Source organism: Vibrio sp. Isolate30 (assembly GCF_022397975.1).
GTDB classification, from domain to species: domain Bacteria; phylum Pseudomonadota; class Gammaproteobacteria; order Enterobacterales; family Vibrionaceae; genus Vibrio; species Vibrio fortis.
Window position 1 is genome coordinate 65,822 of the sequence record NZ_JAKEUS010000005.1, and the last position, 25,436, is coordinate 91,257.

The following is a 25,436-nucleotide window of genomic DNA, read 5'->3' on the forward strand; positions in this document are numbered from 1 at the left end:
CGCTTCATGCATCCATTTTACGTATCAGTGTATTTTTGACGGGCGGATAATGCAGTGAGATTTAGCAAAAATCAATATGCAAACAAATTTATATCAAAGTGACATTTCACTAAAAAATCACCTTTTATTAACACAAACCGCAACAACAACACCTCATAAAAGTCACATTATCGGGACATAAGCTCAACAATGGACAGTATCTCACTTCAACCTGCACAGCATCCTATAAAATAGCCGTCAGGCTAGGCTTTACAAGGTATAGTGAACAATCACCGTTTTTGGAAGTATCAAGTAAAACTCCTACCCATTTCCTTGATAGGTAATTGGTTGCATTGTAACGAAAGGAGCATAAGCTTCGCACAATGAATTAACATTCGCAGAGAGTGAATTTAATCGTTTTCCTAAGTTTGTTTGCCTAATTTTTAAACACAAATATCGACCGTATGTGTGAGGGTAAGTCAAAAAACCACACGAAACCTTCATGAATATGAAACAAATGAGAAACAAATCAAAGTTATGGTGGCATTAATTATGGTATTTAATGGGTCCGAAAGGACTATTCCCACGGAAGGAGATATAGCTTATGGATAACTTTCAATACGATGAAATCACTGAACTTGATCTACCTCGTGCAACGCAAAAAGCGCGTTCAAAACCTCTAAAACGTAAGTGGCGAGAGATTGAAGAGATTAACGATCGTCGACGCCTTCAAAAAGAACTCATGGACATGAATCTTGGTTTAGATTTCGACCTCGACGATATTAAGCTTTAATAGACACGATAAACAAAACAAAGGCACCCACGTTGGGTGCCTTTACTTTTTCTGTCGTAACATAGATAGCAGATTACTGATACGGGTCTTCTTTTGATTCACTACCGACTTCGCTGGCTATACACACTCTTTTTCACTTTGGCGAACGCGAGTCGCTAACTGACGGTATTGGTCTGCAATCGTGTCACCAAACACAGGGTCGTCTTCCGGCTGTTGCCAAAGCTCTTCAACACTGCGCCAATCTTGCACCGAGAAAGCACCGACGATAATCGGCAAAATCACTTTCTCTTCATACTCCATGTGTTTTCTTTGCGCTTCTATAAACGCCGCGAGCTGATCGATAAACACCTGCTGCGGAACAACCGCATCTTGAAGAATCATCTCAACGACATCTAAAAAGTCAGCAGTCTTTTCAGCGAGTATCTGATGTTCAAGCTCTAGGTCTTCAATTGCCTGTTGTTTACCATAGTGCTTTAAGTAGTGACGGTAGATTATGTCTTCTTTAGGGTGATGCACACTATCTGAGTGATTCATTAAATAATGCACCACTTCCGCCACTAAGCTGTAGTTTATCGCTCGCTCTTTCTTTAGAAGCTCAAGCTTGGTATTCAAGATCGTGAGCAGACGAGCCATGTAACCATGCTCTCTTCTTATCCTTTCTATCATCATAGTATTGCACTCCATTACACCTACTCTTTGTAAGTGTATATGAAGATGCGAAAATAGGGTTTGATACTGCTCAGAAAACCATCAAACTAGACATCAAATGGTAAACACCAGTCAATTGCAGGCAAATTTTGTGACTTTAATAGCTCATTAGTTTGAGAGAAGTGCTTACAGCCAAAAAAGCCGCGTCTTGCAGATAGTGGCGATGGATGTGGCGCACTCAATACAAAATGCTTTTTCTCATCAATGGCTTGGCCTTTCTTCTGAGCATGTGCGCCCCACAATAAAAAGACAATCGGTTCAGCGCGTTCATTAAGTTGCGCGATGATATGGTCAGTAAAGGTTTCCCAACCACATTTAGCGTGTGAGTGTGCCTTGCCCTCTTCTACTGTTAATACAGTATTGAGCATCAATACACCTTGTTGTGCCCAAGATTCTAGATAACCGTGTGTTGGCGCTTCAAAGCCCTCTATGTCATCAGCAAGTTCTTTATACATATTACGCAGGGAGGGTGGGATCTTAACGCCAGGTAGCACAGAAAAAGCCAAACCATGTGCCTGCTGAGCACCATGATAAGGATCTTGTCCTAGAATCACGACACGTACGTCCTCGAATGGCGTCATATCAAAGGCGCTGAACACTTGATTTTCTGGTGGGTATACGACCTTTCCATCACGTCTTTGCTGCTCTACAAAGTCGTTAATTTGCTGAAAGTAAGGTTGGCTCTGTTGCTGACGAATAATATCTTGCCAAGTCTGCGACGAACTCATTGAATTGCTCCCAAACGGTGTCACTCGAGTAGAGCTAGCTCTTTGGATGAAACTAGTTCTCTGCATAAAAATAACGGTATGAGTGATAACTGTGACTGTAAAGCCTAGTTATACCTCATACCGCTATTAATAGACATCGTTGTCCAAGTTCGCAGATAGAGATTCATTGATACTCACCGCTGAGTAAAAAGAGGGAGAATCATGATTGGCCTTTCTGAGGCGTTCGATGATGACCATGGCTGTGAATGTGACGATTCGGAGTTGGCAATCTAGGGGTCGCATGAATCGTTGAAACATGAAGATTAGCTTTAGGTGTGTAAGTGGTCGAATACATAATGGCACCCTCCTCTATTACATAGTGAAATACATATTCATTAAACACTATGAAAGAAAGGTGCCAACAATCCTATTTAGCCACAGTTTTTTATGGCTTAGTATGTTCAACCGTCACTCTGCATTAACAGACGTATGGTGATACATTCTAAGTTGTTGAATTTCCTCTTTCCAAATCGAAGAATCGATCGTTTCCAAGATCAACGGCATGTTATCAAAGCGCGAATCTGACGCTATATATTCAAAACACGCCCAACCGATCTCACCCTGACCAAGCGAATGGTGTCGATCGACGCGGCTTGCGAACTCAGCTTTTGAATCATTGATGTGCATTGCTCTGAGATAGTGCATTCCAACAATGCGATCAAACTCAGCGAAAGTGGCTTCACACGCATCTTTAGTACGCAAGTCATAGCCTGCAGTAAAGGTATGGCAGGTATCTAAACAAACACCAACACGAGTTTTATCTTCAACCTGATCAATAATTTCAGCAAGGTGTTCGAATTTCCAGCCTAAATTAGTGCCTTGCCCAGAGGTATTCTCAATCACAGCGATCACATCTGGCACTGCACGATGAGCAATATTGATAGATTCGGCGATTCTCGCCAAACAGTCACTTTCGGAAATCTTCTTTAAATGACTCCCAGGATGAAAATTCAGTAACGTCAAGCCGAGTTGGTTACAACGCTCCATTTCATCAATAAAAGCAGCGCGCGACTTTTCTAACTTCTCTTCTTCTGGTGCACCTAAGTTAATCAGATAGGAGTCATGGGGAAGAATGTGCTCTGAGCTAAAACCTAACATCTTACAGTTGGCTTTAAACGCACTGATGGTTTTTGACTCTAATGGCTTCGCTGCCCACTGTCTCTGATTCTTAGTAAATAGCGCAAAAGCATTCGCGCCAATTTCACGCGCTCGCATAGGCGCTTGATCGACACCGCCAGCTGCCGACACATGCGCGCCAATAAACTTTTGGCGAGAATCTGAGTCTTTTTTTTCCAGAGAATTGCTGTTTGTCATTAAATCACTTCACACTTACAGAATGGTGGATAAAAGCTAGTTTATATCCGCGTCAGTTCAATAAAAGCACAAATTTTGTAGTAAAATTACAACAAAATTGACCGTTAAATATTTTTTATAGTTTAAAATATTTTGTAACTATATTGTTTTCAAAGGTTTTATTGATTTAACTCAAAGTAATTACCATTAAAAAATTAAGGTTTTTGGTTGTTTTTTGACTTAAATCAATATTACACTAGCACAAAATGGGTATATATAACCCAGCTCAACAAAATTCGAAAGTTAACACCATAAATCAAACCACATTCAGTGGACTAGGAGATAGTGATGATCCAAGGTATTCAAATTACTAAAGCAGCAAACGACGAACTACTTAACTCAATCTGGCTACTAGATAGCGAAAAGAACGAAGCGCGTTGTGTTGCAGCAACAGCTGGTTTCGAAGCTGACCAAGTTATCCCAGCTGCTGATCTAGGTGAGTACGAGAGCCGTGAAGTTGCAATCGAAACTGCACCTCGCATCGAAGGTGGTCAACACCTAAACGTAAACGTTCTTAAGCGCGAAACGCTAGAAGACGCAGTTGCTCACCCAGAGAACTACCCACAGCTAACTATCCGTGTATCGGGTTACGCTGTACGTTTCAACTCTCTAACTACTGAACAGCAACGTGATGTTATCGCACGTACGTTCACTGAGTCTCTATAATTTAGAACTCTAGAGTTACCGAATTTGAAAAAGCTTGGTCATCGCGACCAAGCTTTTTTTTCGTCTCAATATCAGCGGCGTTAAGGTGCATTACGCTGCGACGGATCTTTACGAAACGCTTTAGCCAATACGGTAGGGTCTTGTTTTTCTCTTTGGAGTGCAGCTCCCTCAGCCCACCAAACTAATTGATGTAGAGTACGGTTCATGTACTCATCCCATTGCTCTTGCTCAGTGGTCTCTGCTATATCCCCCTCCTCATCAAAGACTTGTTGTGCTTTTGGTAGATGAACCATCGCCGACACCGGCAAACAACCAAGCTCAGATAAAAAAGTTCGCATTGAGACCGAAGCGCGTGCACCGCCCCACTGACCTGCTGAGTACGTTACGATCGCACTCGGCTTGTAAGAAAATAGAGAACTACCAAAGTGGTTGAGAATATTAGCCAACGCAGGACTCATCGAATGATTGTATTCAGGGCTTACCATCACGTAACCATCCGCTTGTTGGATTTTTTCTGCTAACTCACTCAGAGAAGCCGGCACCTGAGAACGTCGATAAGAGAACTCCGGTTTGAAAATCGGTCCAAGTTCATAGTTCAGAGGGTCGATGATCTCAACCGTATGCTCAGGATAGGTCTTGTTGAGTAGTTTCATACAGGCTCGACTTACTCGCTCGCCCACTCTGGCAGGTTTCGGTGGTGTGCTTTCTCGCACGGATCCTAAAAAGACCAAAAAGTGCATACCTTCTCCTCATATCAATATCCAATAAAAAAGGTGAATACCAATGGTACTCACCTTTTCATTCAATCTAACAAAACCGCAATGAGTTTGTCGTTGTTATTCTCTTATCAGAACTGGCGTATTCAGAACTATGGCTGAACTCGGCGCAGTACTTCCTTCAGAGCATCAAAGTCATTCGCAAGGTCTTCAGACAGCAGCTCCATCGCCGCGTGCTTCGCTAGAGGACCTGGCAGATCGATATCTGAACCTAGAATATCATCAACCACTTCTTTGAATTTAGCAGGGTGAGCCGTACATAAGAACAGACCGGTTTCACCGTCTTGTAGTTGTTCGTCCAGTAGACGGTAAGCAATCGCACCGTGCGGTTCGCATAGGTAACCTTGTGCTTTTAGGTCACGAACTGATTCTGCACTCTGCTCATCAGATACTTTACCTTTACCCAGAGTATCCAAGCCCCAGCCTTTCAGTTGGCAAAGCTCTTCGATACGAGGCCAGTTGTTTGGTTGGCTCACATCCATTGCGTTCGATGTGGTTGCAACCGTCGGCTTTGGATCCCACTCACCTGTTTCTAGGTAACGTGGCACCGTGTCATTTTCGTTGGTTGCGGCGATGAAACGCTTCACTGGTAAGCCTAGTGCTTTCGCCAGCAGACCCGCTGTCAGGTTACCGAAGTTACCACTTGGTACCGAGATAACCAGCTCTTCACGCTGCTCTTTCGTTAGCTGAGAAGCGGCTTCAAAGTAGTAACAGATCTGAGCCATTAGGCGACTGATGTTGATAGAGTTCGCCGAGTTAAGACCGATCTCTTCACGCAGTGCTGCGTCATCAAACGCTTGCTTAACCAGTGCCTGACACGCATCGAAGTCACCGTCGATAGCAACAGTGTGGATGTTTTTACCTAGTGTACAGAACAGCTTCTCTTGCAGTGGGCTGATCTTGCCTTTCGGGTACAGAATCACAACGTTGATGTCTTCCATACCATAGAACGCATGCGCAACCGCCGCACCCGTATCACCTGATGTTGCTGTAAGAATGGTAATCTTGCCACCATCGGAAACCGCCGCTAAAGATTGCGCCATAAAACGGCCACCAAAATCTTTAAATGCAAGCGTTGGACCATGGAACAGTTCAAGCGCATAAACGCCATCTTTCACTTGGTTGATAGGTGCAGGGAATTGGAACGCTGCATCTACCATTTGATCGATCTGCTCTTTTGGTAGTTCGTCACCAATCAGTGCAGAGAGAATCTTTGCGCTACGAGGGACAAAGTCCTCTGCTAGCAGTGCATCGATATCATCAAACTTTGGTAGCTCTGATGGGAAAAATAGACCTTGATTACGGCCTAGACCTTGGCGAACGGCTTGGCCAAAAGAGACTTGCTCATCATTTTCTTTGATGTTGTACAGCTTCATAACTCACTTCCTGTAACGATCGAGCCTTGCTTGTCCAAACGACAAACATGGACGAATCCTTCTTCATTTTGTACGTAATTTTGTTCTAACCAGCGTGCAACACGCTCAGCGACATCTTTTTCTTTGCAAATGCTAAATAAGGTTGGCCCGCTACCGGAGATTCCCGTGGCAAGCGCTCCCGCTGACAACGCGTATTTACGAGCGTCAGCAAAACCTGGTAGCAGTTTCTCACGATATGGTTCTGCGATCACGTCTTTGATCATCTTTGCAGCAAGCTCAGGCTGACCAGAGTGGCAAGCGTGAATAAAGCCTGCAAGGTGGCGACCATGAGCAATGATATCTTGACGACGGTATTGAGATGGTAGGATCTCTCGCGCTTCTGCGGTTGATACCTTAATGCCCGGATACGCCATTACCCAGAACCAGTCATCAAAGCAAGGCACTTCTTGGCTGATAATGCCCAGCTCCTCCAGCATAAGTTGTACGCCACCAAGGTAACACGGAGCTACGTTATCATAGTGAACGCCGCCTGAAATCTTACCTTCCATCTCACCCATAAGTGCGAGCAGTTCAGTCTCGTCTAATGGCTGACCATGAAAACGGTTTAGAGCATCCAGCGCCGCCACAATTGAACATGCGCTTGAGCCCAAACCTGAACCAATCGGCATATTCTTTTCAAGCGTCATCTCTAGTGGTTTAAGAGCGACACCCTTTTTATCGATTTCACGAGCAAATACGGTCCAGCAATCGTAAACGATGTTCTCTTTTGCTTCCGTTGGTAACTTAGAAACAAAGCTACCTGCTGTTTTTAGGGAGAATGGTTCATCACCCGCTTTGACCATCACTCGGTCACCAAGCAGTGTGCCATCGATAGGCGACACGGCTGCACCAAGTACATCAAAACCAACGCTGACATTACCGATTGAAGCTGGAGCGTAAACTACAACATCCATATCACTTGAACTCATTCTTAAACTCCTAATTTCCAGCCAAGGGTACGCATTACATCAGAGAATACGCCCGCTGCCGTTACCTCAGTACCTGCACCGTAACCACGCAGTACTAGTGGAATTGGTTGGTAGTAACGGCTGTAGAATGCGAGTGCGTTCTCGCCATCTTTAATCTTGAACATTGGGTCATCGCCATCGACTGCTGCGATGCGAACCTTACATTTACCATCGGCGATTTCGCCAACATAACGTAGCACTTTGCCCTCTTCAGCCGCTTTCGCAGACTGCTCTTGGAAGTAGGCATCCGCTTCTGGTAGACGCGCCATGAACTCTTCCACGCTACCTGAATCATCAAAACCTGGTGGCAGTGCTTGATCAACTTCTACATCTTCAAGCTCTAGCGCCATTCCCGCCTCACGAGCCAAGATTAGTAGCTTACGTGCGACATCCATGCCTGAAAGGTCGTCACGTGGGTCTGGTTCAGTAAAGCCATTATCTTTAGCAATGTTGGTTGCTTGGCTTAGTGTCATACCTTCATCAAGCTTACCGAAGATGTAAGATAGAGAACCCGATAGAATGCCGTTAAATTTCTCAAGTTCATCACCAGCAGAGATAAGGTTCTGCAAGTTCTCGATAACCGGAAGGCCTGCACCTACGGTTGTCTCGTACATCAACTTACGACGTGAGTTACGTGCAACTTCACGAAGCTGATGGTAGTAAGCCATGCTTGCTGTGTTTGCTTTCTTGTTCGGCGTAACAACGTGGAAGCCAGCCGCTAGGAAGTCAGCATACTGGTTTGCAATCGCTTCGCTTGAAGTACAATCCACCAACACTGGGTTGATGATGTGGTTACGCTGAACCAAAGCAGCAAGACGTGGCAAGCTAAACTCTTCAGTTGCGCTGTTCATGCGATCACGCCAGTGATCCAGTGGTAGTCCTTCGCTATCAAGCAGTAGGCCTTTACTGTTTGCTAGGCCACATACGCGGATAACAATGCCTTTCTCTGCCAATTTACCTTGTTGGCGCTTGATTTGATCCACCAGCTCACCACCAACGCCGCCAACACCGACAACGAAGACATCAAGGAAGTGCTTAGAGTTAAATAGGTTTTCGTGACACGCTTTGATCGCTTCAGATATTTTATCTTCAGGAATCACTGCAGAGATTGCTCGCTCAGAAGAGCCTTGTGCAATCGCGACAATGTTTACGTTCACTTCTGCTAATGACGAGAAGAACTGAGAAGCAACACCGCGTGAAGTACGCATGCCGTCACCAACCAGTGTAACGATAGCTACGTCATCCATGAACTCAACTGGCTCTAGCAGGCCATCTTTCAGTTCAAGTTCAAACGCTTCAGACAATACTTGTTGCGCTTTTTGCTTATCTGCAGATTCGATACAGAAGCTGATGCTGTACTCAGAGGATGATTGAGTAATAAGAACGATGGAAACGCCAGCTGAAGACATTGCACCGAAGACACGACTTGCCATACCAACCATGCCCTTCATACCCGGACCAGACACGTTAACCATTGTCAGGTCACTTAGCGTAGTGATGCCTTTGATTGCAAGGTTGTCTTCGCCAGTGTCTTGACCGATAAGAGTGCCAGCACCTTGAGGGTTAAAGCTATTTTTGATCAAACATGGGATATGGAACTGCGCAATTGGCGCGATTGTTTTAGGGTGAAGAACTGAAGCACCGAAATAAGAAAGCTCCATTGCTTCTTGATAGCTCAATGACTTAAGAAGACGAGCATCATCAACAAGGCGAGGGTCACAGTTGTAAACGCCGTCTACGTCAGTCCAAATTTCACAACAATCGGCACGCAAACACGCTGCTAACACTGCGGCTGAGTAGTCCGAGCCATTTCGGCCTAGTGTTACTAGCTCACCCTTGTCATTACCGGCTGTAAAGCCAGGCATGATGTTTACGTGTCCTTGAGGAAGAGGGTTTTGGCGGAAGTTTTGCGTTGATACATCAACATCGACCATCGCTTCTAGGTGATCACCCTTCGCGTACAAGTACTGAACAGGGTCGATAAGGTTAGCTGGCTGACCTTTTGCCTCTAATACCGCTTTCATTAGCTGGATAGAGATACGCTCACCTTTACTGATGATGCGCGCGTTAACGTGGTTAGGGCACATGCCTAACAGGTCGATACCATTAACAAACTGACGTAGTTGAGTCAGTGACGTATCCACTTGCTCTTGGAAAGCCGTACCATCTACACCTGGAACCAGTGCTTTGATGTCAGAAAACAGTGCAATAAAAGAAGACTCAATCTCTTTGATTTGAGATTCCGCTTCACCATGTTTGAGTGCTGATTCAATCACCGCAACCAGTTTATTGGTTGTTTTACCAGGTGCTGATAGCACGACCGCTAGCTCTTCTTGCTGGGCATTATTAGCAATGATATCCGCCGCTCTCAAAAAACGATCGGCGTCCGCTAATGATGAACCTCCAAACTTTAAAACTCGCATCCCTTCCTCTCCATAAGTCGTAAAAATGGTATAAAAAAAGGCCTGTATCTTGTGGGATACAGGCCTTTATTTGTAAATCCGTTAGTTAGCAGCCTGCCCCAACAATTGTAATGTCGGTAATAATAATGGTTGTGGTCATTACTAGGTGGCTTGAGTGCTGCATATTCAATTCTCTGCGTTTGCTTATCTCTACGTGTATCAAGTTTTGCTACATCTCGTCAATGAAAAGTTACTTTTTTTTCGCATTCACGACATTTTTCATAGTAAGACGTTATTTAGAGCAGAATGTAGCCATGAAATGCAAGGCATAAAAAATGAACAGAGTTTGCCCCAGATCGCAAAAGCAATCAGTTGCCTATATAGATCGAACAAAAAGGTATCTAGGTCGTACAGCCAACCATCAAAATCTGTGCTTTAATTAGACAACAAGCGTATATAACAAATAATAACGACATCAGGAGTGGGAAGTGAAAAGATTACTATTTCTTTTAGCCTTTGCTATGCCTGTTATTTGTAGCGCTAACTCATTACCTCTCTTGCCGAGCCAACTCGACACCTCTGCACACAAATTTTTTATCTCTAGCCAAAGCTCAACCAATGAGTCTTTCGATGTATGGAAAGTCGACAGCGGCTACTCCTATTCCGTGTTCAAGAACGTTGATCTATTCGTGGGAGCTAGGATCAATAGCGATGCCCTAAGACATGAAAATGGATTTCTCAGTGGTGTGAGCTATCAATTGAGTGATCGCATCTCTTTCAACAGTACTCTGCACACCTATAGCAGTGACGATGATGTCGAACATGGGAAAGAAAAATTAATTGCGGCTGAGGTGACCAGCCGAGTACAACTGACTGATAACCTAGATCTGCATGCCACTCTCGATTATGAAGAGTGGCAACAAGGTGTTGAAGTCGGAATTGGTTTCCGCTTCTAAGCAAAGCGACTCTACGAATTAATGAGAAGCTCTGAAGAGAGTAGTACTCCGTTCCAGTCAGCGTAAATGTAATCGCCGGGCTGGATGAGTTGGTTATGGATTGTCAGTGTTACATTAACCTGACCACTACCGCGCTTTTCGGTTTTGAATGGTGAAGATCCGAGTGCTTGAACGCCAAGCTCCATCTGCGACATCATACCGACATCACGAATTGCTCCATTGACGATTACCCCTTCCCAACCATTCTCAATCGCTAAAATGGCAAGTTGATCACCCAGCAAGGCTTTTTGGCAAGAGCCATTGCCATCGACCACCAGTACTTTACCTTTGCCATCACCTTCTAACACATCACGAACCTTAGAGTTATCGTGATAGCAACGCACTGTTACAATTTCGCCCCAGAACGCAGCACGTTGGCCGTAATTCTGTAAAGGGAGTCTGAGTAGCGTCACTTTGCTTTCGAACTCATCACATAAGTCCGGTGTTATATCGTGCATATATCCTCCATGAGCGAGACAGGCAGCCCATGCTGCTAGCCCCATGCTTAAAGTAAAAATAAATCCTTTGTTTTCAATCCGTCTATAATAAAAAGACAGCTTATCGCTTCCGAGGTTCCACAGCCTACCTCTGATATGGTTAAGTGTGACTATGGAAGCAAAATATACGAGCCAGTTCGAATAGCCATTCCATATTTATGGCTATTTAATCATTTATAGTGTTGATTAAGCAGTAGCTCATACTAATCAAGTTTGATACCAGACAGCAATTGATATAAATCAACAAAGTGAATGGAATTAACATTATCGCGTTGTTAGCATGCTGTTAACATTATAGAATTCTCAGCAATCACTAACAGAATGATTAAAAGGCGTACTGGATTTACGTTATTGGCAATACTTCAAGGAAGGCAGACAGCTGGAAGTAAGTGTATTTTTGAAAACTTTGAGTTATCATCAAAATTACATTACCTGTATGTTATGTTTTTGCCTAGAATTTATTCTATTAGCACAGTTTCGTCACAAATTTAGGTACCGCCAAAATGCAAACCCCGCAGATTCTTATCGTAGAAGATGAGCAAGTAACTCGTAACACTCTTAAGAGTATTTTTGAAGCAGAGGGATATGCTGTTTTTGAGGCTAGCGACGGTGAAGAGATGCACCAAGTGCTGTCTGACAACCAAGTGAACCTTGTTATCATGGACATCAACCTACCTGGTAAGAACGGCCTTCTACTTGCTCGTGAACTACGTGAGCAAGCAAATGTTGCGCTAATGTTCTTGACTGGTCGTGATAATGAAGTAGACAAAATCCTTGGTCTAGAAATTGGTGCAGATGATTACATCACTAAGCCTTTCAACCCTCGTGAGCTGACTATCCGTGCACGCAACCTTCTGAACCGTTCAATGAGCACAAGCTCTGTTCAAGAAGAGAAGCGCAGCGTTGAGAAGTACGAATTCAACGGTTGGGTTTTGGATATCAACAGCCGCTCTCTAGTAAGCCCAGATGGCGAAGGCTACAAGCTACCTCGCTCTGAGTTCCGTGCACTTCTGCACTTCTGTGAGAACCCAGGCAAGATCCAAACACGTGCAGACCTTCTTAAGAAGATGACTGGCCGTGAGCTTAAGCCACATGACCGTACAGTAGACGTAACTATTCGTCGTATTCGTAAGCACTTTGAATCAGTATCTGGTACTCCAGAAATCATTGCTACGATTCACGGTGAAGGCTACCGCTTCTGTGGTGATCTAGAAGACTAATTCATGTGATGGTTACGCCATCATAGTGAATCGAAAAAGGGAGAATGCTCAGCATCCTCCCTTTTTTAATGTCCGTTTCATTCGGCATGAATAACATGCCTAAACATGCTATTCCTATACAAACGTTTCTTTAGTAAACCGTATCAACCTTAACGTCTTTCTCAACTAGCCACTTCACAGTCTCACCATCTTTCAACTCCACGGCAACATCAACTGGCTGTTCACTGTCGATCTCTAACTGCCACACAAACGCCACTTCCCATTGAGTTTCATTATGCGTTCTTAGGTCTAGGTCATCTGCTGTAATGAGCAGTGTATCCGCACCCTGCTTAACCGTAACACTCTCCACCGCTAGTGATGCCGGAAGCTGTGAGTCAGACTCAAGATAAATAGCACCATGTAGCGTCTTATCTTGCGCTTCACCTATGGTTGGCATTTTATTCAGCCACAGGTTGCTTTTCATTGTGATGGTCGTAGTAGAGACTTCGACTTGGTTATCTTGTTGCCATTCTACTTGTGGTGCAGAACAACCCGCTAATGCCACTACACAGGCGGCGAATGCTAATTTTTTCATTATTCTTCTACCTTTGATTTAACCAACTCTTTAAGACTTCAATGTCGTTCTGATATTCGTTGTTAATTTCATCAACCCAATCTGAGATGTTCTCCCACCATGCTGGAAGATCCGGTGATTGCGCTTTTTGCGCCACTTGTTGAATGCGCTTCAAACCAATCGAACCAGCAGCGCCTTTGATCTTATGCGCTTCTGAAACGATATTGGCTTGATCTTTTGCCACCATGTTCGAGTTCAAGATATCCATGTAGTCAGGCATCATCTCTTCAAACATCGCGATGCTGTCGAGCACAGGCTTAGGGCCAACAATATCAACATATGACTCTAGCATCTCAATATCAAGTAAGCTGGTGTCTATCGATGTGGTTTTCGGTTCAACCACTTGCGCTTCCTCAATCACCTGCGGCTTATCGGAGTGCTCCTTTTCTATCAGCTTCGCAATCACATCTTGAATCGCTTTGACTGATAGCGGCTTGCTGATCGCATCGTCCATGCCTTTGTTTAGATACTCTTTCTTGTTGTTGAGTACATTGGCAGTCAGCGCCACTAGCGGCGGTAGCTCAGAGTATTTCTCACGGTAGTACTTAGCGATATCAAAGCCCGTCATATCTGGAAGCTGAATATCCAGTAACACCAGATCGAACTCTTGTGGGTTAAAGGCGATCTGTGCCTCTTTACCTGTCATCACCACCGTGACTTGATGCCCCAAACTTTCTAGCAGTGAGCGAGCAACGGTAACGTTGAGTTCAATGTCTTCAACCATGAAGATGTTCAATTGCGACTGCTTTCTTGGCGTCTTCACCAAAGCTTGGGTATCGTGATTGACTGGTACGCGAATCGACACTGTGAAGGTACTGCCAAAGCCCTCTTCACTGCTTACGGTGATATCCCCATCCATCATGTTGATCAGCTGTTTAGAAACGGCCAAGCCAATCCCTGTCCCTACTGCATGTAGGTTATCGGAGCCCGACTTCACTTGGTAATACATCGCAAAAATTTTATCGATTTCACTTTCTGGGATGCCGATACCAGTATCTTCCACTTCCATCGTGATGTGTGCGAAATCGTCTTCAATGTCCGCGCTCACCGTCATCACCACACCACCATCTTTGGTGAACTTCATCGCATTGCTAACGAGATTCCATAGCACTTGGCGTAAGCGAGTCCCATCCACTTCGACTGCGGTTGGCAGGTCAGATAATCTCTCCAGATCAAACCTCAATCCTTTTTGTTCCGCCATCAATGCAGAGATACTCTCCATCTCAGAAACAAAATCTTCGAAGTTAATTGGCGTTGGGAACAGCTCAAGCTTGCTTCGATCAAACTTATCCATATCGATAATATCGTTAAAGATATTACCAAGCGTAACCGCACTGACTTTAATGGTCTGCATGTGCTTGCGTTGCTCTGTAGTCAATTGACTATCGAGCAGCATACGACTTAAGCCGACAATGCCATTTAGCGGTGTGCGTAGTTCATGGCTGATGGTTGAAATAAACGTGGTCTTATCGCGGCTGGCTTTCTCAAGCGACTCTTGATGCTCTTTGCGTTCGGTAATATCACGTCCAAAACCAACCAAACCAAGATGGCGACCATCCTTGCTGTAGAAAGGTACTTTACGCAGCTCGAAGTAGTTCTTGCGTCCGTCTGGATACTCAAGCCACTGCTCGTAAGTGACGGCTTGGTTATCTGCAAAGACCTTTTCATCGGTTTCAACAACTTGTTGAGCTACCTCTTTGCTGTAGACATCCCAAGGGGTTAGGCCCACTAGGTCTTTCTCTGTTTTACCAGTTAGCTCTTCAACCGCTCGGTTACAACCAGAGAAAACGCCATCTTCGTTTCGGTAATAGATAAGGTCAGGAGATGCATCAATGAATGAGCGAAGCAGCGCAGTGCGTTCTGCGAGTTCGAGTTGAGTGCGCTCGCGCTGAAAGACTTCGTTTTCAAGGTCATGCATTGCCTCAGCACGTGCCTCTTCAGCCTTTTCACGCTCTTCAATTTCTTGATTCAGTTTCTCGATATTAAGCTGCAGTTTGCTGTTTAGCTCTTGGTCACGTTCACGCATGTCGCCGAGCTTAGAAACCAGTTTTGCTAAACGTTGACGAGACTCTTCGAGCTGATCGACAACCACAGAAAGGAAATAGACGGCCCAAGGCGTGATAACGAGACCAAAGAAGACAGAACGGACAATATCGATATCATCGACATTACCTTTGAGAGCCAGTGTGATACCAACTTGAACCACGACCGCAAGCGCGACCAGTGCTAATGCGAGGAGAATAGAGAATCGGACGATACCCAGCTTTACGAGAAGATCAACGTAATACTGGGCGAGATTTTTCATGGGTTTCATTTAGCGCTCCATGCGATAAGACTAGCAATATTCTACCCTGTTTAGACAAGGGAGGTAAGCTAGCCACATCACATGCAACACCCATCTCACCATTTAATTGAGCTTATCTAGTGCCAGTGAATGACTCATGAGTCCAAGGTATGAAGACGCCCCGTTGAGTTAGGGTGGACACTGGTCTGGTTACGACCGTTTGCTTTAGCCTGATAGAGCGCGCTATCTGCTAACGCAACCGCCGATTCCATCTCATCATCCAGCGTTGGGATATAAGAAACCACACCGATACTGACTGTCACCCACTCAGAAATCTGTGACTTTTCGTGAACAATCCCTAAGCTTTGGATCTCATCATGAATACGTTGCGCCACCAGCTGAGCACCTTCCGTCGCCGTATTCGGCAGTATGAAGGCAAACTCTTCGCCACCATAACGTGCAACACAGTCAGAAGAGCGGTTCAGAACACGCTTGAAGGCTTTCGATACTTGGACCAGGGCATCATCACCCTGTTGGTGACCATAGAAATCGTTGTAGCCTTTGAAGTAATCAATATCACATAGCATGATGGTCAGAGGCTGCCTTTCTCGAACATGGAAGTGCCACAAGGTAGAAAGCTGCTCATCAAAACGACGGCGGTTAGATACCTGAGTCAGGCTATCCAAGAAGCTCAAACGCTCTAGCTCAAGATTGGCCTCTTCCAGTTTCTGCTCAGCAAGGTAGCGCTCAGAGATATCACGCGCCATGATCAAGACACCACTGGTACTCGATGCCGGATCTTTAAATGGCGATTTCACCACGTCATACCACGTTTGCTCACCATCACTTGAGACAACTTTATCGATATAGCGCAGGGATTTCCCTTGATGCAGAACTTGATGATCAGAGTCAGAGAGACGCAAGTACATACTGTTTGGTACCACGTCTTGTAGGCGCTTACCCACCAAATCACTGACTTCAGAGATCCCCAAAGCGGCGACAAACGGTTTATTACACGCTTGATAGACCATGTTTTCATTGAAGATGCCGATCGAGTCCGGACTTGCCTCTAAAATGTTTTGAAGAATGGTATCTCTCTGAGCCAGAGCCACCTCGGTGTCTTTACGCTTCTCCATCTCATCACGCAGTTGTTGTTGCATGTCGTGCCAATCCGTCACGTCATGACTAATAGAGAGCGTTCCAATCTTCTCGCCATTTCCATCAATCAACACACTTTGATAGGTTTCAAGCAGGCAACTCTTTCCTTCTTGATCCGTCGTCCAGCTACGTTGACTGACACGTCCTTTGAGCACGCCACTCGACACACTCAGCGTGCCCTCTTCTAATCGACCATGCCAAAACTTCTTGAACGAGCGATTACTGGCAACAAGTTCACCCTTTTGATCTTTTACATGAATCAATTCTGATAGTGAATCCAAGGCAGTGCGAGCAATATTTAGCTCTCGCAACTCTTGAGATTGTTCTTCACTAGAGTATTTGTGCGGCGTTGGGTAGATCATCCATACGCGTTTACCACGAAAGATCATCTTGCGCCCTAGCATGTGGATCTTACAGGATTCAAACTCGGATAACGCCCACATCAAACGTTGTTCGAAGGAGTGGCTACTTTGGTGATTAGACAGACTTTCAGTAAAGGCAGTTTTGCAGTCATTGGTTGGATAGCGGAAGTGAGTCCCCATCTGACGGATACCCAATAACTGCATGGCTTGGCGATTTGTATATACGATTTCACCACTCTTTAAATCGACCATACACAAGGGTGTAGGTGTAGCGAGCAGCAAGTGTTCGATATGCGCTTGATAACGGGAATAGAGATACCAGCCGAACAAGGTAAACAGTAGAAGGGTAACAATAAACGATCCATAGCAAATCGCGTTGTCCCACAACCAAGTCATCAACGGTTCCATCTACCCTCTATCTATACACATCTCTAATAAGGGCAGATCTTATCATCAATTGATCTTTTTATCTCTAAAAGCCGCAAAGGGTTACTTCAGAGTGGAATTGAGCAGTGGCAGCGTGTACTCAAAGGCATCACCATTCTTACAACCTTGCGCGCCGCTTCTATCTAACGAACGACCAATCTCTGTCATCGCCAGCCAACGGTTTTCACACCACAATGGCGATAACAAGGTGGGTCTGCGTGCTGCGGAAGAGACACGATGATAAATGACCTCAGCTGGAGTGCGCTGAATCATCTCAGTGGCGATATCAACATACTCTTCTAGGGATGGCGCCTCTAACTTACCGGCTTTCCACGCCTTTGCCATAGTGCTGCCTTCAACAATATGTAAACCATGCAGTTTGATTCCGTCAGTACCGACGTTTAAAACACGCTCCAAGGTTTCAAGGTTGTCGGCTTTGGTCTCTTTCGATAGGCCGACAATTAAATGCGTACATACCTTGATTCCAAGAGCTCTAGCGCGCTTGGTAATGCTCTCGTAGATAGCAAAGTCATGACCACGATTGATGCGCTTCAACGTTTGATCATTTGCCGTTTGCAGTCCCAACTCCAACCAGATCTCGTAACCTTGCTTAACGTAGCCCGAGAGCAACTCTAGTACGGAATCTGGCACGCAGTCAGGGCGTGTGCCAACACATAGACCAACGATATCGGCACCCGGTGCTTTTAGCGCTTCTTCATACATGTTTTTGAGCACCTGAACCTCTGCATAGGTGCTGGTATAAGCCTGAAAATACGCCAAATATTTCTTGGCACGTGCAATCTCACCGGCTCTATCTGTCAGTTGAGCAGCAATACTTTGAACCTGAGTCTCTTCGTCGGCAAAAGAAGCAACATTACAAAAAGTGCAGCCACCTCGGCCTATCGTTCCATCACGATTAGGGCAACTGAAACCACCATGTAAAGTCAGTTTATGAACCTTTTCGCCGTAGCGACGTTGGAGATCTTGACCAATCGTATTGACCAATTCGTGTAATTGCATGAGAGATGCACCAAGCTAAATAAGAATGAATATCAATTTCATCTATGAAAGTTAATTACAGGATTTCATAAATGAAGCCAGGCAGCTTACTGAAAAGCATTTGCGAGACACCTAACAAATATCAATAAAAATGCAAAAAAACGGCTCTATTTGCCTAATGTTGCACAAATGTTATGCAAAAAATTCAATTCAAAACGAAAAAAATGGTCTACATCGTTCAACTTTCATTGCAATTATCCTTAACAAAATTGTAGGATACTTACACATATTGGCCTTTTTTGAGTATTTTATTACAACTCAAACTTGCTAATAAATCGGTGTTATCCAAATCCCACCTATATAAACCACTAGTTTGTGGTCAAAAAAAAACGGATATCACTAAGGATTGTTTTTCTCGCAAAATTTTTCCTGCGAGAGACAGAAAGGACTCAAACCGCCAACACAGGGCAGGTTTAGACTCATAAATATAAAAGGACAAGGCTGACGAAGTGCAAACTAGTTACGCCTAGATTTAACTGGAAGGATGTATCTATGGTAGATCAAGAGCAGAACTCACAGGGTCTGTATACTCCTGAATTGGAGCATGACGCTTGTGGTATCGGTTTTGTAGCTCACCTCAAAAACCGTAAGTCTCATGAAGTAGTGACCCAAGCACTAGATATGCTAGCTCGAATGGAACACCGTGGCGGCCAAGGCTGCGATCCGTGTTCAGGTGATGGCGCAGGTATCTTGCTGCAGAAACCACACGAGTTTCTACTTGAAGAGACGGTAAAGCTGGGTATTAAGCTGCCATCTTTTGAAAAATACGGTGTTGGTGTTGTACTTTTCCCTAAAGATGAACACAAACGTGCACAGTGTCGCGACATTCTGGAGCGCAATGCACAACGCCTAGAGTTAGAAGTGATTGGTTACCGTGTGTTGCCAACTGACAACTCAATGATCGGCGCAGATCCACTGAGCACTGAGCCTCAATTTGAACATGTATTTATCTCTGGTGGTCCAGGTATCACACCTGAAGAGCTAGAGCGTAAACTGTACGTTCTACGTAACTACACGGTTCGCGTATGCCTTGAAAGTGTGTCTAACATTGGTGACGACTTCTACATCAACTCTATGTCTTACAAGACGGTTGTGTACAAAGGTCAGCTCACCACAGAACAAGTACCTCAGTACTTCCTAGACCTACAAAACCCAACGATGGTGAGTGCTCTAGCGCTGGTTCACTCTCGTTTCTCTACCAATACATTCCCTCGCTGGCGTCTAGCACAGCCTTTCCGTTACATCGCTCACAACGGTGAAATCAACACAGTTCGCGGTAACCTGAACTGGATGAAAGCCCGTGAAGCGATCATCGAATCAGACCTGTTCACTCAGGCTGAGATCGACATGCTACTTCCTATCTGTCAGGAAGGTAGCTCAGATTCATCTAACTTCGATATGGCACTTGAGCTCCTAGTTCTATCTGGTCGCAGCCTGCCACATGCGTTGATGATGATGATCCCTGAAGCATGGCAAGAAAACAAAAACATGGACCCAACTCGTCGCGCGTTCTACCAATACCACGCGAACGTGATGGAACCGTGGGATGGCCCAGCATCAGTTTGTTTCACCGATGGTGTTCAAGTAGGTGCAACGCTTGACCGTAACGGTCTGCGTCCTTCTCGCTACACAGTGACTAAAGATGACTTCCTAGTAATGGCTTCTGAGTCTGGTGTTGTTGAGATTGAGCCTGAGAACGTTGAGTTCCGTGGTCGTCTACAACCAGGTCGTATCTTCGTTGCTGACCTAGAGCAAGGTCGTATCATTTCTGATGAAGAAGTGAAAGATGGCATTGCATCAGCACAACCATACGAGAAATGGGTTGAAGAGAACCTGCTGAGCCTGAAGAAGCTGCCGGATGCGAGCAACGAATTCAGTCAACCTTCACCAGAGAAGCTACTGCACAAGCAGCAAGCGTTTGGTGTCAGCTCAGAAGAAGTAAACGAAATCATTGTACCGATGGCGAAAGATGGTAAAGAACCACTTTCGGCAATGGGTGCCGACTGGCCACTAGCGATTCTATCGCACCAGTCACAACATCTATCAAACTACTTTAAGCAGCTGTTTGCTCAGGTAACTAACCCGCCGATCGACCCGATCCGTGAGCGTATGGTTATGTCTTTGAACACTTACCTAGGTAAAGATCAGAACCTACTTGCTGAGTCTCCAGAACACTGTCAAAAAGTAGAGCTTGAATCTCCAGTTCTATCTAACTCTGAGCTAGAAAAACTGCGTGCTATCGATAACGAGCACCTTCAAGCTAAAACGCTAGACATCGTATTCCAAGCAAGCGAAGACGAAGGCAAACTTGAGCGTGCACTTAAACGTATCTGCCAGTACGCAGAAGACGCAGTTATCGATGGTTACTCAATCATCCTACTAACTGACCGTGCGGTTAACTCTAACCACGCGGCTATCCCAGCAATGCTGGCAGTTGGCGCTGTTCACCATCACCTAATCCGTAAGGGTCTACGTGCGAAGTGTGACATCGTGGTTGAAACAGGTGACGCACGTGAGACGCACCACTTTGCCACTTTGATCGGTTACGGTGCAAACGCAGTGAACCCATACCTAGTTATCGAAACTATGGTTGACCTGCAACGTACGAAGAAACTGGATCCAGAAACAGACATTCGCGAACTGTTCGAGAACTACCGTAAGTCAATCAACGGCGGTCTTCTGAAGATCTTCTCGAAGATGGGTATCTCAACGCTACAGTCTTACCACGGTGCACAGATCTTTGAAGCATTGGGTATCAGTAAGCCTGTGGTTGATAAGTACTTCACAGGTACAGTTTCACGTATCCAAGGTCTAACGATCGATGATATCGCTAAGGAAGTTCTAGTACGTCACCGTATCGGCTTCCCGACTCGTGAAATCCCAGTACAAGTTCTAGATGTAGGTGGTGTTTACCAGTGGAAACAGCGTGGCGAAAAACACCTGTTCAACCCTGAAACTATCTCACTACTGCAAGAGTCAACGCGTAACAAAGACTACGCCCAGTTCAAGAAATACGCGAAAGCGGTTGATGACCAAGGCGATAACGCGGCAACACTACGTAGCCAGCTAGACTTTGTTAAGAACCCAGCAGGTTCAATCCCACTAGAAGAAGTTGAGCCAATCGAAAACATCCTGAAGCGTTTCGCAACAGGTGCAATGTCATTCGGTTCGATCTCTTACGAAGCGCACTCAACGCTAGCCGTTGCGATGAACCGTATCGGCGCGAAGTCGAACTCTGGTGAGGGTGGTGAAGACCCAATGCGTTTCGAACGCAAAGAGAACGGCGACTGGGAACGCTCTGCAATCAAACAGGTTGCTTCAGGTCGTTTCGGTGTGACGTCTTACTACCTAACTAACGCAGATGAGCTACAAATCAAGATGGCTCAAGGCGCGAAACCAGGTGAAGGTGGTCAACTACCAGGTGACAAGGTTGATGACTGGATCGGTGCAACACGTCACTCGACTCCGGGCGTAGGTCTAATCTCGCCACCACCACACCACGATATCTACTCAATCGAAGATTTGGCTCAGCTTATCTACGACTTGAAGAACGCAAACCGTGCTGGCCGCGTAAACGTGAAGCTAGTATCGGAAGCAGGTGTAGGTACCATCGCATCAGGTGTTGCGAAAGCAAAAGCTGACGTTGTCCTTATCGCTGGTTTCGATGGCGGTACAGGTGCATCACCGATGTCGTCTATCCGTCACACAGGTCTACCATGGGAGCTTGGTCTAGCAGAAACGCACCAAACGCTTCTGAAGAACGGCCTACGTAACCGTATTGTGGTTCAGTCTGATGGTCAGATGAAGACGCCGCGCGACCTTGCAGTCGCAACACTACTGGGTGCAGAGGAATGGGGTGTAGCAACAGCAGCGCTAGTTGTTGAAGGCTGTATCATGATGCGTAAGTGTCATAAGAACACCTGTCCTGTGGGTATCGCAACTCAGAACAAGACGCTACGTGAGCGCTTCGATGGCCGCGTAGAAGACGTAGTGACTTTCTTCCAGTACATGGCTGAAGGTCTACGTGAAGTGATGGCTGAGCTTGGCTACCGCACTATCGATGAGATGGTTGGTCAGTCGCACAAACTAAAAGTTCGTGAAGACATCCAACACTGGAAATACAAGAACCTAGATCTGTCTCCTGTTCTGCACATTGAGCAAGCTCGTGACGAAGATGGTGTTTACAACCAAACACAGCAAAACCACAACCTAGAAGAAGTTCTTGACCGTAAGTTGATTCAAGCTGCGATCCCAGCACTTGAGAAGGGCGAAGCTGTCGATGCAGAATTCCCTATCATCAACACGGACCGTTCTGCGGGTACTATGCTGTCGAACGAAATCTCGAAGGTTTACAAAGACGCAGGTCTACCTCAACCAATGAACGTTAAGTTTAACGGTTCTGCTGGCCAATCATTCGGTGCTTTCCTTGCTAAGGGCGTGAAGTTCGAAGTGGAAGGTGATGCGAACGATTACTGGGGTAAAGGTCTATCTGGCGGTACGCTAGTACTTTACCCAGACGCGAAATCAACCATCGTTGCTGAAGATAACATCGTTGTAGGTAACGTATGTTTCTACGGTGCGACCTCTGGTGAATCATACATCCGCGGTATGGCGGGTGAGCGTTTCTGTGTACGTAACTCAGGCGCGAAAGTGGTTGTAGAGGGTGTTGGTGACCACGGTTGTGAATACATGACTGGTGGTGTCGCGGTTATCCTTGGCTCAACGGGTCGTAACTTTGCGGCAGGTATGAGTGGCGGTGTGGCTTATGTTTGGGATAAGTCTGGCGACTTTGAAACTAAGCTAAACCCTGAACTAGTAGACCTAGATCCAATCGAAGAAGAAGATCGTGAACTACTGAAAGAGATGCTAACTAAGCAGGTTCAATTCACAGGAAGTGAAGTTGCTCAGTCTTTCCTAGACAACTTTGAAGCAAGCCTAACCTCAATGGTTAAGGTGATGCCGCGCGACTACAAAGCGGTACTTCAAAAGCGTAAGGCTGAAGCAGAGCAAGCACAAACGGAACAAGTGGAGGCAGTATAATGGGTAAGCCTACTGGATTTTTAGAACACGGTCGTGAGCTTCCTAAGAAGCTCGACCCATCAGTTCGTATCGAAGACAACAAAGAGTTCGTACTCAACGAAGAGTTTGGTGACAAGATCAATACTCAGGCTTCTCGTTGTATGGACTGTGGTGTCCCTTTCTGTCACAGCGGTTGTCCGATTGGTAACATCATCCCAGAATTTAACGATGCGGTTTACCGTGATAGCTGGGAAGAAGCTTGGAACATTCTAAGCTCAACCAACAACTTCCCTGAATTCACAGGTCGTGTGTGCCCTTCTCCTTGTGAGAGCGCATGTGTACTTGGTATCAACCAAGACCCAATCACTATCTGTAACATCGAGAAAACGATTGTAGAAACTGCGTACCGTGAAGGGTACGCAAAACCTAAAACACCACGTTCACGCACCGGCAAGACAATCGCAATCATCGGTTCTGGCCCTGCAGGTCTTGCAGCGGCAGAGCAGCTCAACAGTGCTGGTCACTCAGTAACCGTATTTGAGCGTGATGAGAAAGTTGGCGGTCTACTGCGTTTTGGTATCCCTGATTTCAAACTGGGTATGGACGTGATTGATCGTAAGATCAACCTAATGGCTGAAGCGGGTGTTGAGTTCAAAGTAAACCAACACATCGGTGTTGATGTGAATGCTCAACAACTTCGTCAAGAGTTCGATGTTGTGCTACTAACCGGTGGCTCAACAGTGCCACGTGATCTTCCAGTTCCAGGTCGTGAACTGAAAGGTGTTCACTTCGCAATGGAATTCCTAGGTCAAAACAACCGCCGTGCAAACGGTATGGATCTGAAGACTGAAGAGATTCACGCAAAAGATAAGCACGTTGTGGTTATCGGTGGTGGTGATACGGGCTCTGACTGTGTGGGTACTTCTAACCGTCATAAAGCAGCAAGCGTTACTCAAGTTGAGATCATGCCGATCCCGCCAGAGAAGCGCCCAGCGAATATGCCTTGGCCTCAGTATCCAATGATCATGAAGACAACCACTTCTCATGAAGAAGGTTGTGAGCGTCACTGGAATATCCTGACTAAAGAATTTATCGGTAACGATAAAGGCGAAGTCACTGGTCTACGTATTGCTGACATCGTTTGGCAAGATGCTAAGCCAGGTGAGCGCCCAGGATTTGAAGAAGTAGCAAACTCAGAACGTGTGATTCCATGTGACATGGCATTCCTAGCGATGGGCTTCCTACATCCAGAACCAACCGGCGTACTTGCTCAACTTGATATCAAACTGGATGATCGCGGTAACGTTGCGACTGACGGCTTTGCAACTAACCAAAAAGGTGTGTTTGCAGCGGGTGATATGCGTACTGGTCAATCTCTGGTTGTACGCTGTATCAACGAAGGTCGTGAATGTGCGATTGCTATCGATGATTTCCTAATGGGCAACTCTAACCTAGAAGCGAAAGCCAACTCTTTGATGCTTTCAGCATAGAATTTTAATAACAATTCCTTCCAAACTTTTGGCCAACACTCTGTGTTGGCCTTTTTTGTTTCGGCAATACTGTCCCCTTCTCATTTATCTATTTATCCATTTTTTATGAATTAAGACGAAAAAATGACATGTAACAAAAATGATTAATAATCATTATCAACTGGGTTAATAAGTCTAGAAAACACAACAAAATAATAGAAAAAATCATAACTTGGTCATTTTTAGTGCGCATTTTTAGATTAATTAACTATTCAAAATACTCCTAGCTAGAAAACCAACTACTTGCTATCAATTTTTTAACATGATAAGTATGGAGATCGCTTTAATAGAACAAGAATCGTTCAAATAAGAAAACCAACACTTTCTGCAGGAGCAGTCTAGTTGGTTTCCCCACTCGATGTTGTGAAAGGCTTCACTCGCGATTGGGACATAAGCTGAGGCTTCGGCACTGTAGTGATACATGCCAAAGGAACCCGCAGTCTCAAC

General features: G+C 45.3%; 18 protein-coding genes and 1 other annotated feature. Of the genes, 6 read left to right on the forward strand and 12 right to left on the reverse strand.

The genetic code is table 11. The annotated features are described in order from the left end of the window. Positions 1-583 precede the first annotated feature (583 nt). Positions 584-772, forward strand: a complete 189-nt coding sequence (locus L1D60_RS13855; protein ID WP_239841559.1) for a DUF3545 family protein — start codon at positions 584-586, stop codon at positions 770-772. A 117-nt stretch (positions 773-889) separates the two neighbouring features. On the opposite strand, the gene L1D60_RS13860 is transcribed toward L1D60_RS13855, so the two are convergent. From L1D60_RS13860 to nfo, 3 genes are all read right to left on the reverse strand, one after another. Continuing rightward, the gene (locus L1D60_RS13860) at positions 890-1,441 is read right to left on the reverse strand and encodes a hemerythrin domain-containing protein (RefSeq protein ID WP_239841560.1); all 552 of its coding nucleotides are present in this window, start codon (positions 1,439-1,441) and stop codon (positions 890-892) included. Between the two features lie 86 nt (positions 1,442-1,527). Further along, the gene (gene ung, locus L1D60_RS13865; RefSeq protein WP_239841561.1) at positions 1,528-2,208 is read right to left on the reverse strand and encodes a uracil-DNA glycosylase; all 681 of its coding nucleotides are present in this window, start codon (positions 2,206-2,208) and stop codon (positions 1,528-1,530) included. 447 nt (positions 2,209-2,655) lie between these two features. Further along, on the reverse strand, positions 2,656-3,561 hold the full coding sequence (gene nfo, locus L1D60_RS13870; protein WP_239841562.1) for a deoxyribonuclease IV: 906 nt from the start codon (positions 3,559-3,561) through the stop codon (positions 2,656-2,658). Positions 3,562-3,888: 327 nt separating this feature from the next. Here nfo and grcA point away from each other — a divergent pair, with 327 nt between their 5' ends. Then, positions 3,889-4,266, forward strand: a complete 378-nt coding sequence (grcA, locus tag L1D60_RS13875; protein ID WP_150895821.1) for an autonomous glycyl radical cofactor GrcA — start codon at positions 3,889-3,891, stop codon at positions 4,264-4,266. Between the two features lie 80 nt (positions 4,267-4,346). Here the strand turns inward: grcA and L1D60_RS13880 are convergent, their stop codons facing one another. The 4 genes from L1D60_RS13880 to thrA form a co-directional block, all read right to left on the reverse strand. Continuing rightward, the gene (locus L1D60_RS13880) at positions 4,347-5,006 is read right to left on the reverse strand and encodes an NAD(P)H-dependent oxidoreductase (protein WP_239841563.1); all 660 of its coding nucleotides are present in this window, start codon (positions 5,004-5,006) and stop codon (positions 4,347-4,349) included. A gap of 128 nt (positions 5,007-5,134) precedes the next feature. After that, the gene (gene thrC / locus L1D60_RS13885) at positions 5,135-6,418 is read right to left on the reverse strand and encodes a threonine synthase (protein ID WP_239841564.1); all 1,284 of its coding nucleotides are present in this window, start codon (positions 6,416-6,418) and stop codon (positions 5,135-5,137) included. Beyond that, a complete protein-coding gene (gene thrB / locus L1D60_RS13890; RefSeq protein WP_239841753.1) occupies positions 6,415-7,371 on the reverse strand; it encodes a homoserine kinase in 957 nt (318 codons plus the stop codon). Before thrB ends, thrC begins: the two co-directional genes overlap by 4 nt. Positions 7,372-7,388: 17 nt before the next feature. Continuing rightward, positions 7,389-9,848: a bifunctional aspartate kinase/homoserine dehydrogenase I gene (thrA, locus tag L1D60_RS13895; RefSeq protein WP_239841565.1), complete on the reverse strand. Its 2,460-nt coding sequence runs from the start codon at positions 9,846-9,848 to the stop codon at positions 7,389-7,391. Positions 9,849-9,879: 31 nt separating this feature from the next. Then, positions 9,880-9,995: a sequence feature (Thr leader region), on the reverse strand. A 320-nt stretch (positions 9,996-10,315) separates the two neighbouring features. On the opposite strand from thrA, the gene L1D60_RS13900 reads away from it, so the two are divergent. Then, complete coding sequence (locus L1D60_RS13900; RefSeq protein ID WP_239841566.1) at positions 10,316-10,783, forward strand: ribonuclease regulator; 468 nt, start codon at positions 10,316-10,318, stop codon at positions 10,781-10,783. Between the two features lie 11 nt (positions 10,784-10,794). Here L1D60_RS13900 and L1D60_RS13905 read toward each other — a convergent pair whose 3' ends face one another. Continuing rightward, the gene (locus tag L1D60_RS13905; protein WP_239841567.1) at positions 10,795-11,280 is read right to left on the reverse strand and encodes a putative 4-hydroxy-4-methyl-2-oxoglutarate aldolase; all 486 of its coding nucleotides are present in this window, start codon (positions 11,278-11,280) and stop codon (positions 10,795-10,797) included. A gap of 542 nt (positions 11,281-11,822) precedes the next feature. On the opposite strand from L1D60_RS13905, the gene arcA reads away from it, so the two are divergent. Next, positions 11,823-12,539, forward strand: a complete 717-nt coding sequence (gene arcA, locus L1D60_RS13910) for a two-component system response regulator ArcA (protein WP_004741534.1) — start codon at positions 11,823-11,825, stop codon at positions 12,537-12,539. Between the two features lie 130 nt (positions 12,540-12,669). Here the strand turns inward: arcA and L1D60_RS13915 are convergent, their stop codons facing one another. The 4 genes from L1D60_RS13915 to L1D60_RS13930 form a co-directional block, all read right to left on the reverse strand. After that, positions 12,670-13,113 carry a hypothetical protein gene (locus L1D60_RS13915; protein WP_239841568.1) on the reverse strand — a complete coding sequence of 148 codons (444 nt, stop codon included), beginning with the start codon at positions 13,111-13,113 and terminating at the stop codon, positions 12,670-12,672. Between the two features lie 7 nt (positions 13,114-13,120). Continuing rightward, positions 13,121-15,466, reverse strand: coding sequence for an aerobic respiration two-component sensor histidine kinase ArcB (gene arcB / locus L1D60_RS13920; protein WP_239841569.1), 2,346 nt, complete (start codon positions 15,464-15,466; stop codon positions 13,121-13,123). Positions 15,467-15,591: 125 nt separating this feature from the next. Beyond that, positions 15,592-17,364 carry a diguanylate cyclase gene (locus L1D60_RS13925; protein WP_239841570.1) on the reverse strand — a complete coding sequence of 591 codons (1,773 nt, stop codon included), beginning with the start codon at positions 17,362-17,364 and terminating at the stop codon, positions 15,592-15,594. 81 nt (positions 17,365-17,445) lie between these two features. Then, complete coding sequence (locus L1D60_RS13930; protein ID WP_239841571.1) at positions 17,446-18,402, reverse strand: TIGR01212 family radical SAM protein; 957 nt, start codon at positions 18,400-18,402, stop codon at positions 17,446-17,448. A gap of 531 nt (positions 18,403-18,933) precedes the next feature. Here L1D60_RS13930 and gltB point away from each other — a divergent pair. Together gltB and L1D60_RS13940 are read left to right on the forward strand one after the other, a co-directional pair. After that, entirely contained in the window at positions 18,934-23,481 is a 4,548-nt protein-coding gene (gene gltB / locus L1D60_RS13935) for a glutamate synthase large subunit (protein WP_239841572.1), read from the forward strand. Continuing rightward, complete coding sequence (locus L1D60_RS13940) at positions 23,481-24,950, forward strand: glutamate synthase subunit beta (RefSeq protein ID WP_239841573.1); 1,470 nt, start codon at positions 23,481-23,483, stop codon at positions 24,948-24,950. The genes gltB and L1D60_RS13940 overlap by 1 nt, the downstream gene beginning before the upstream one ends. Positions 24,951-25,436: the final 486 nt, after the last annotated feature.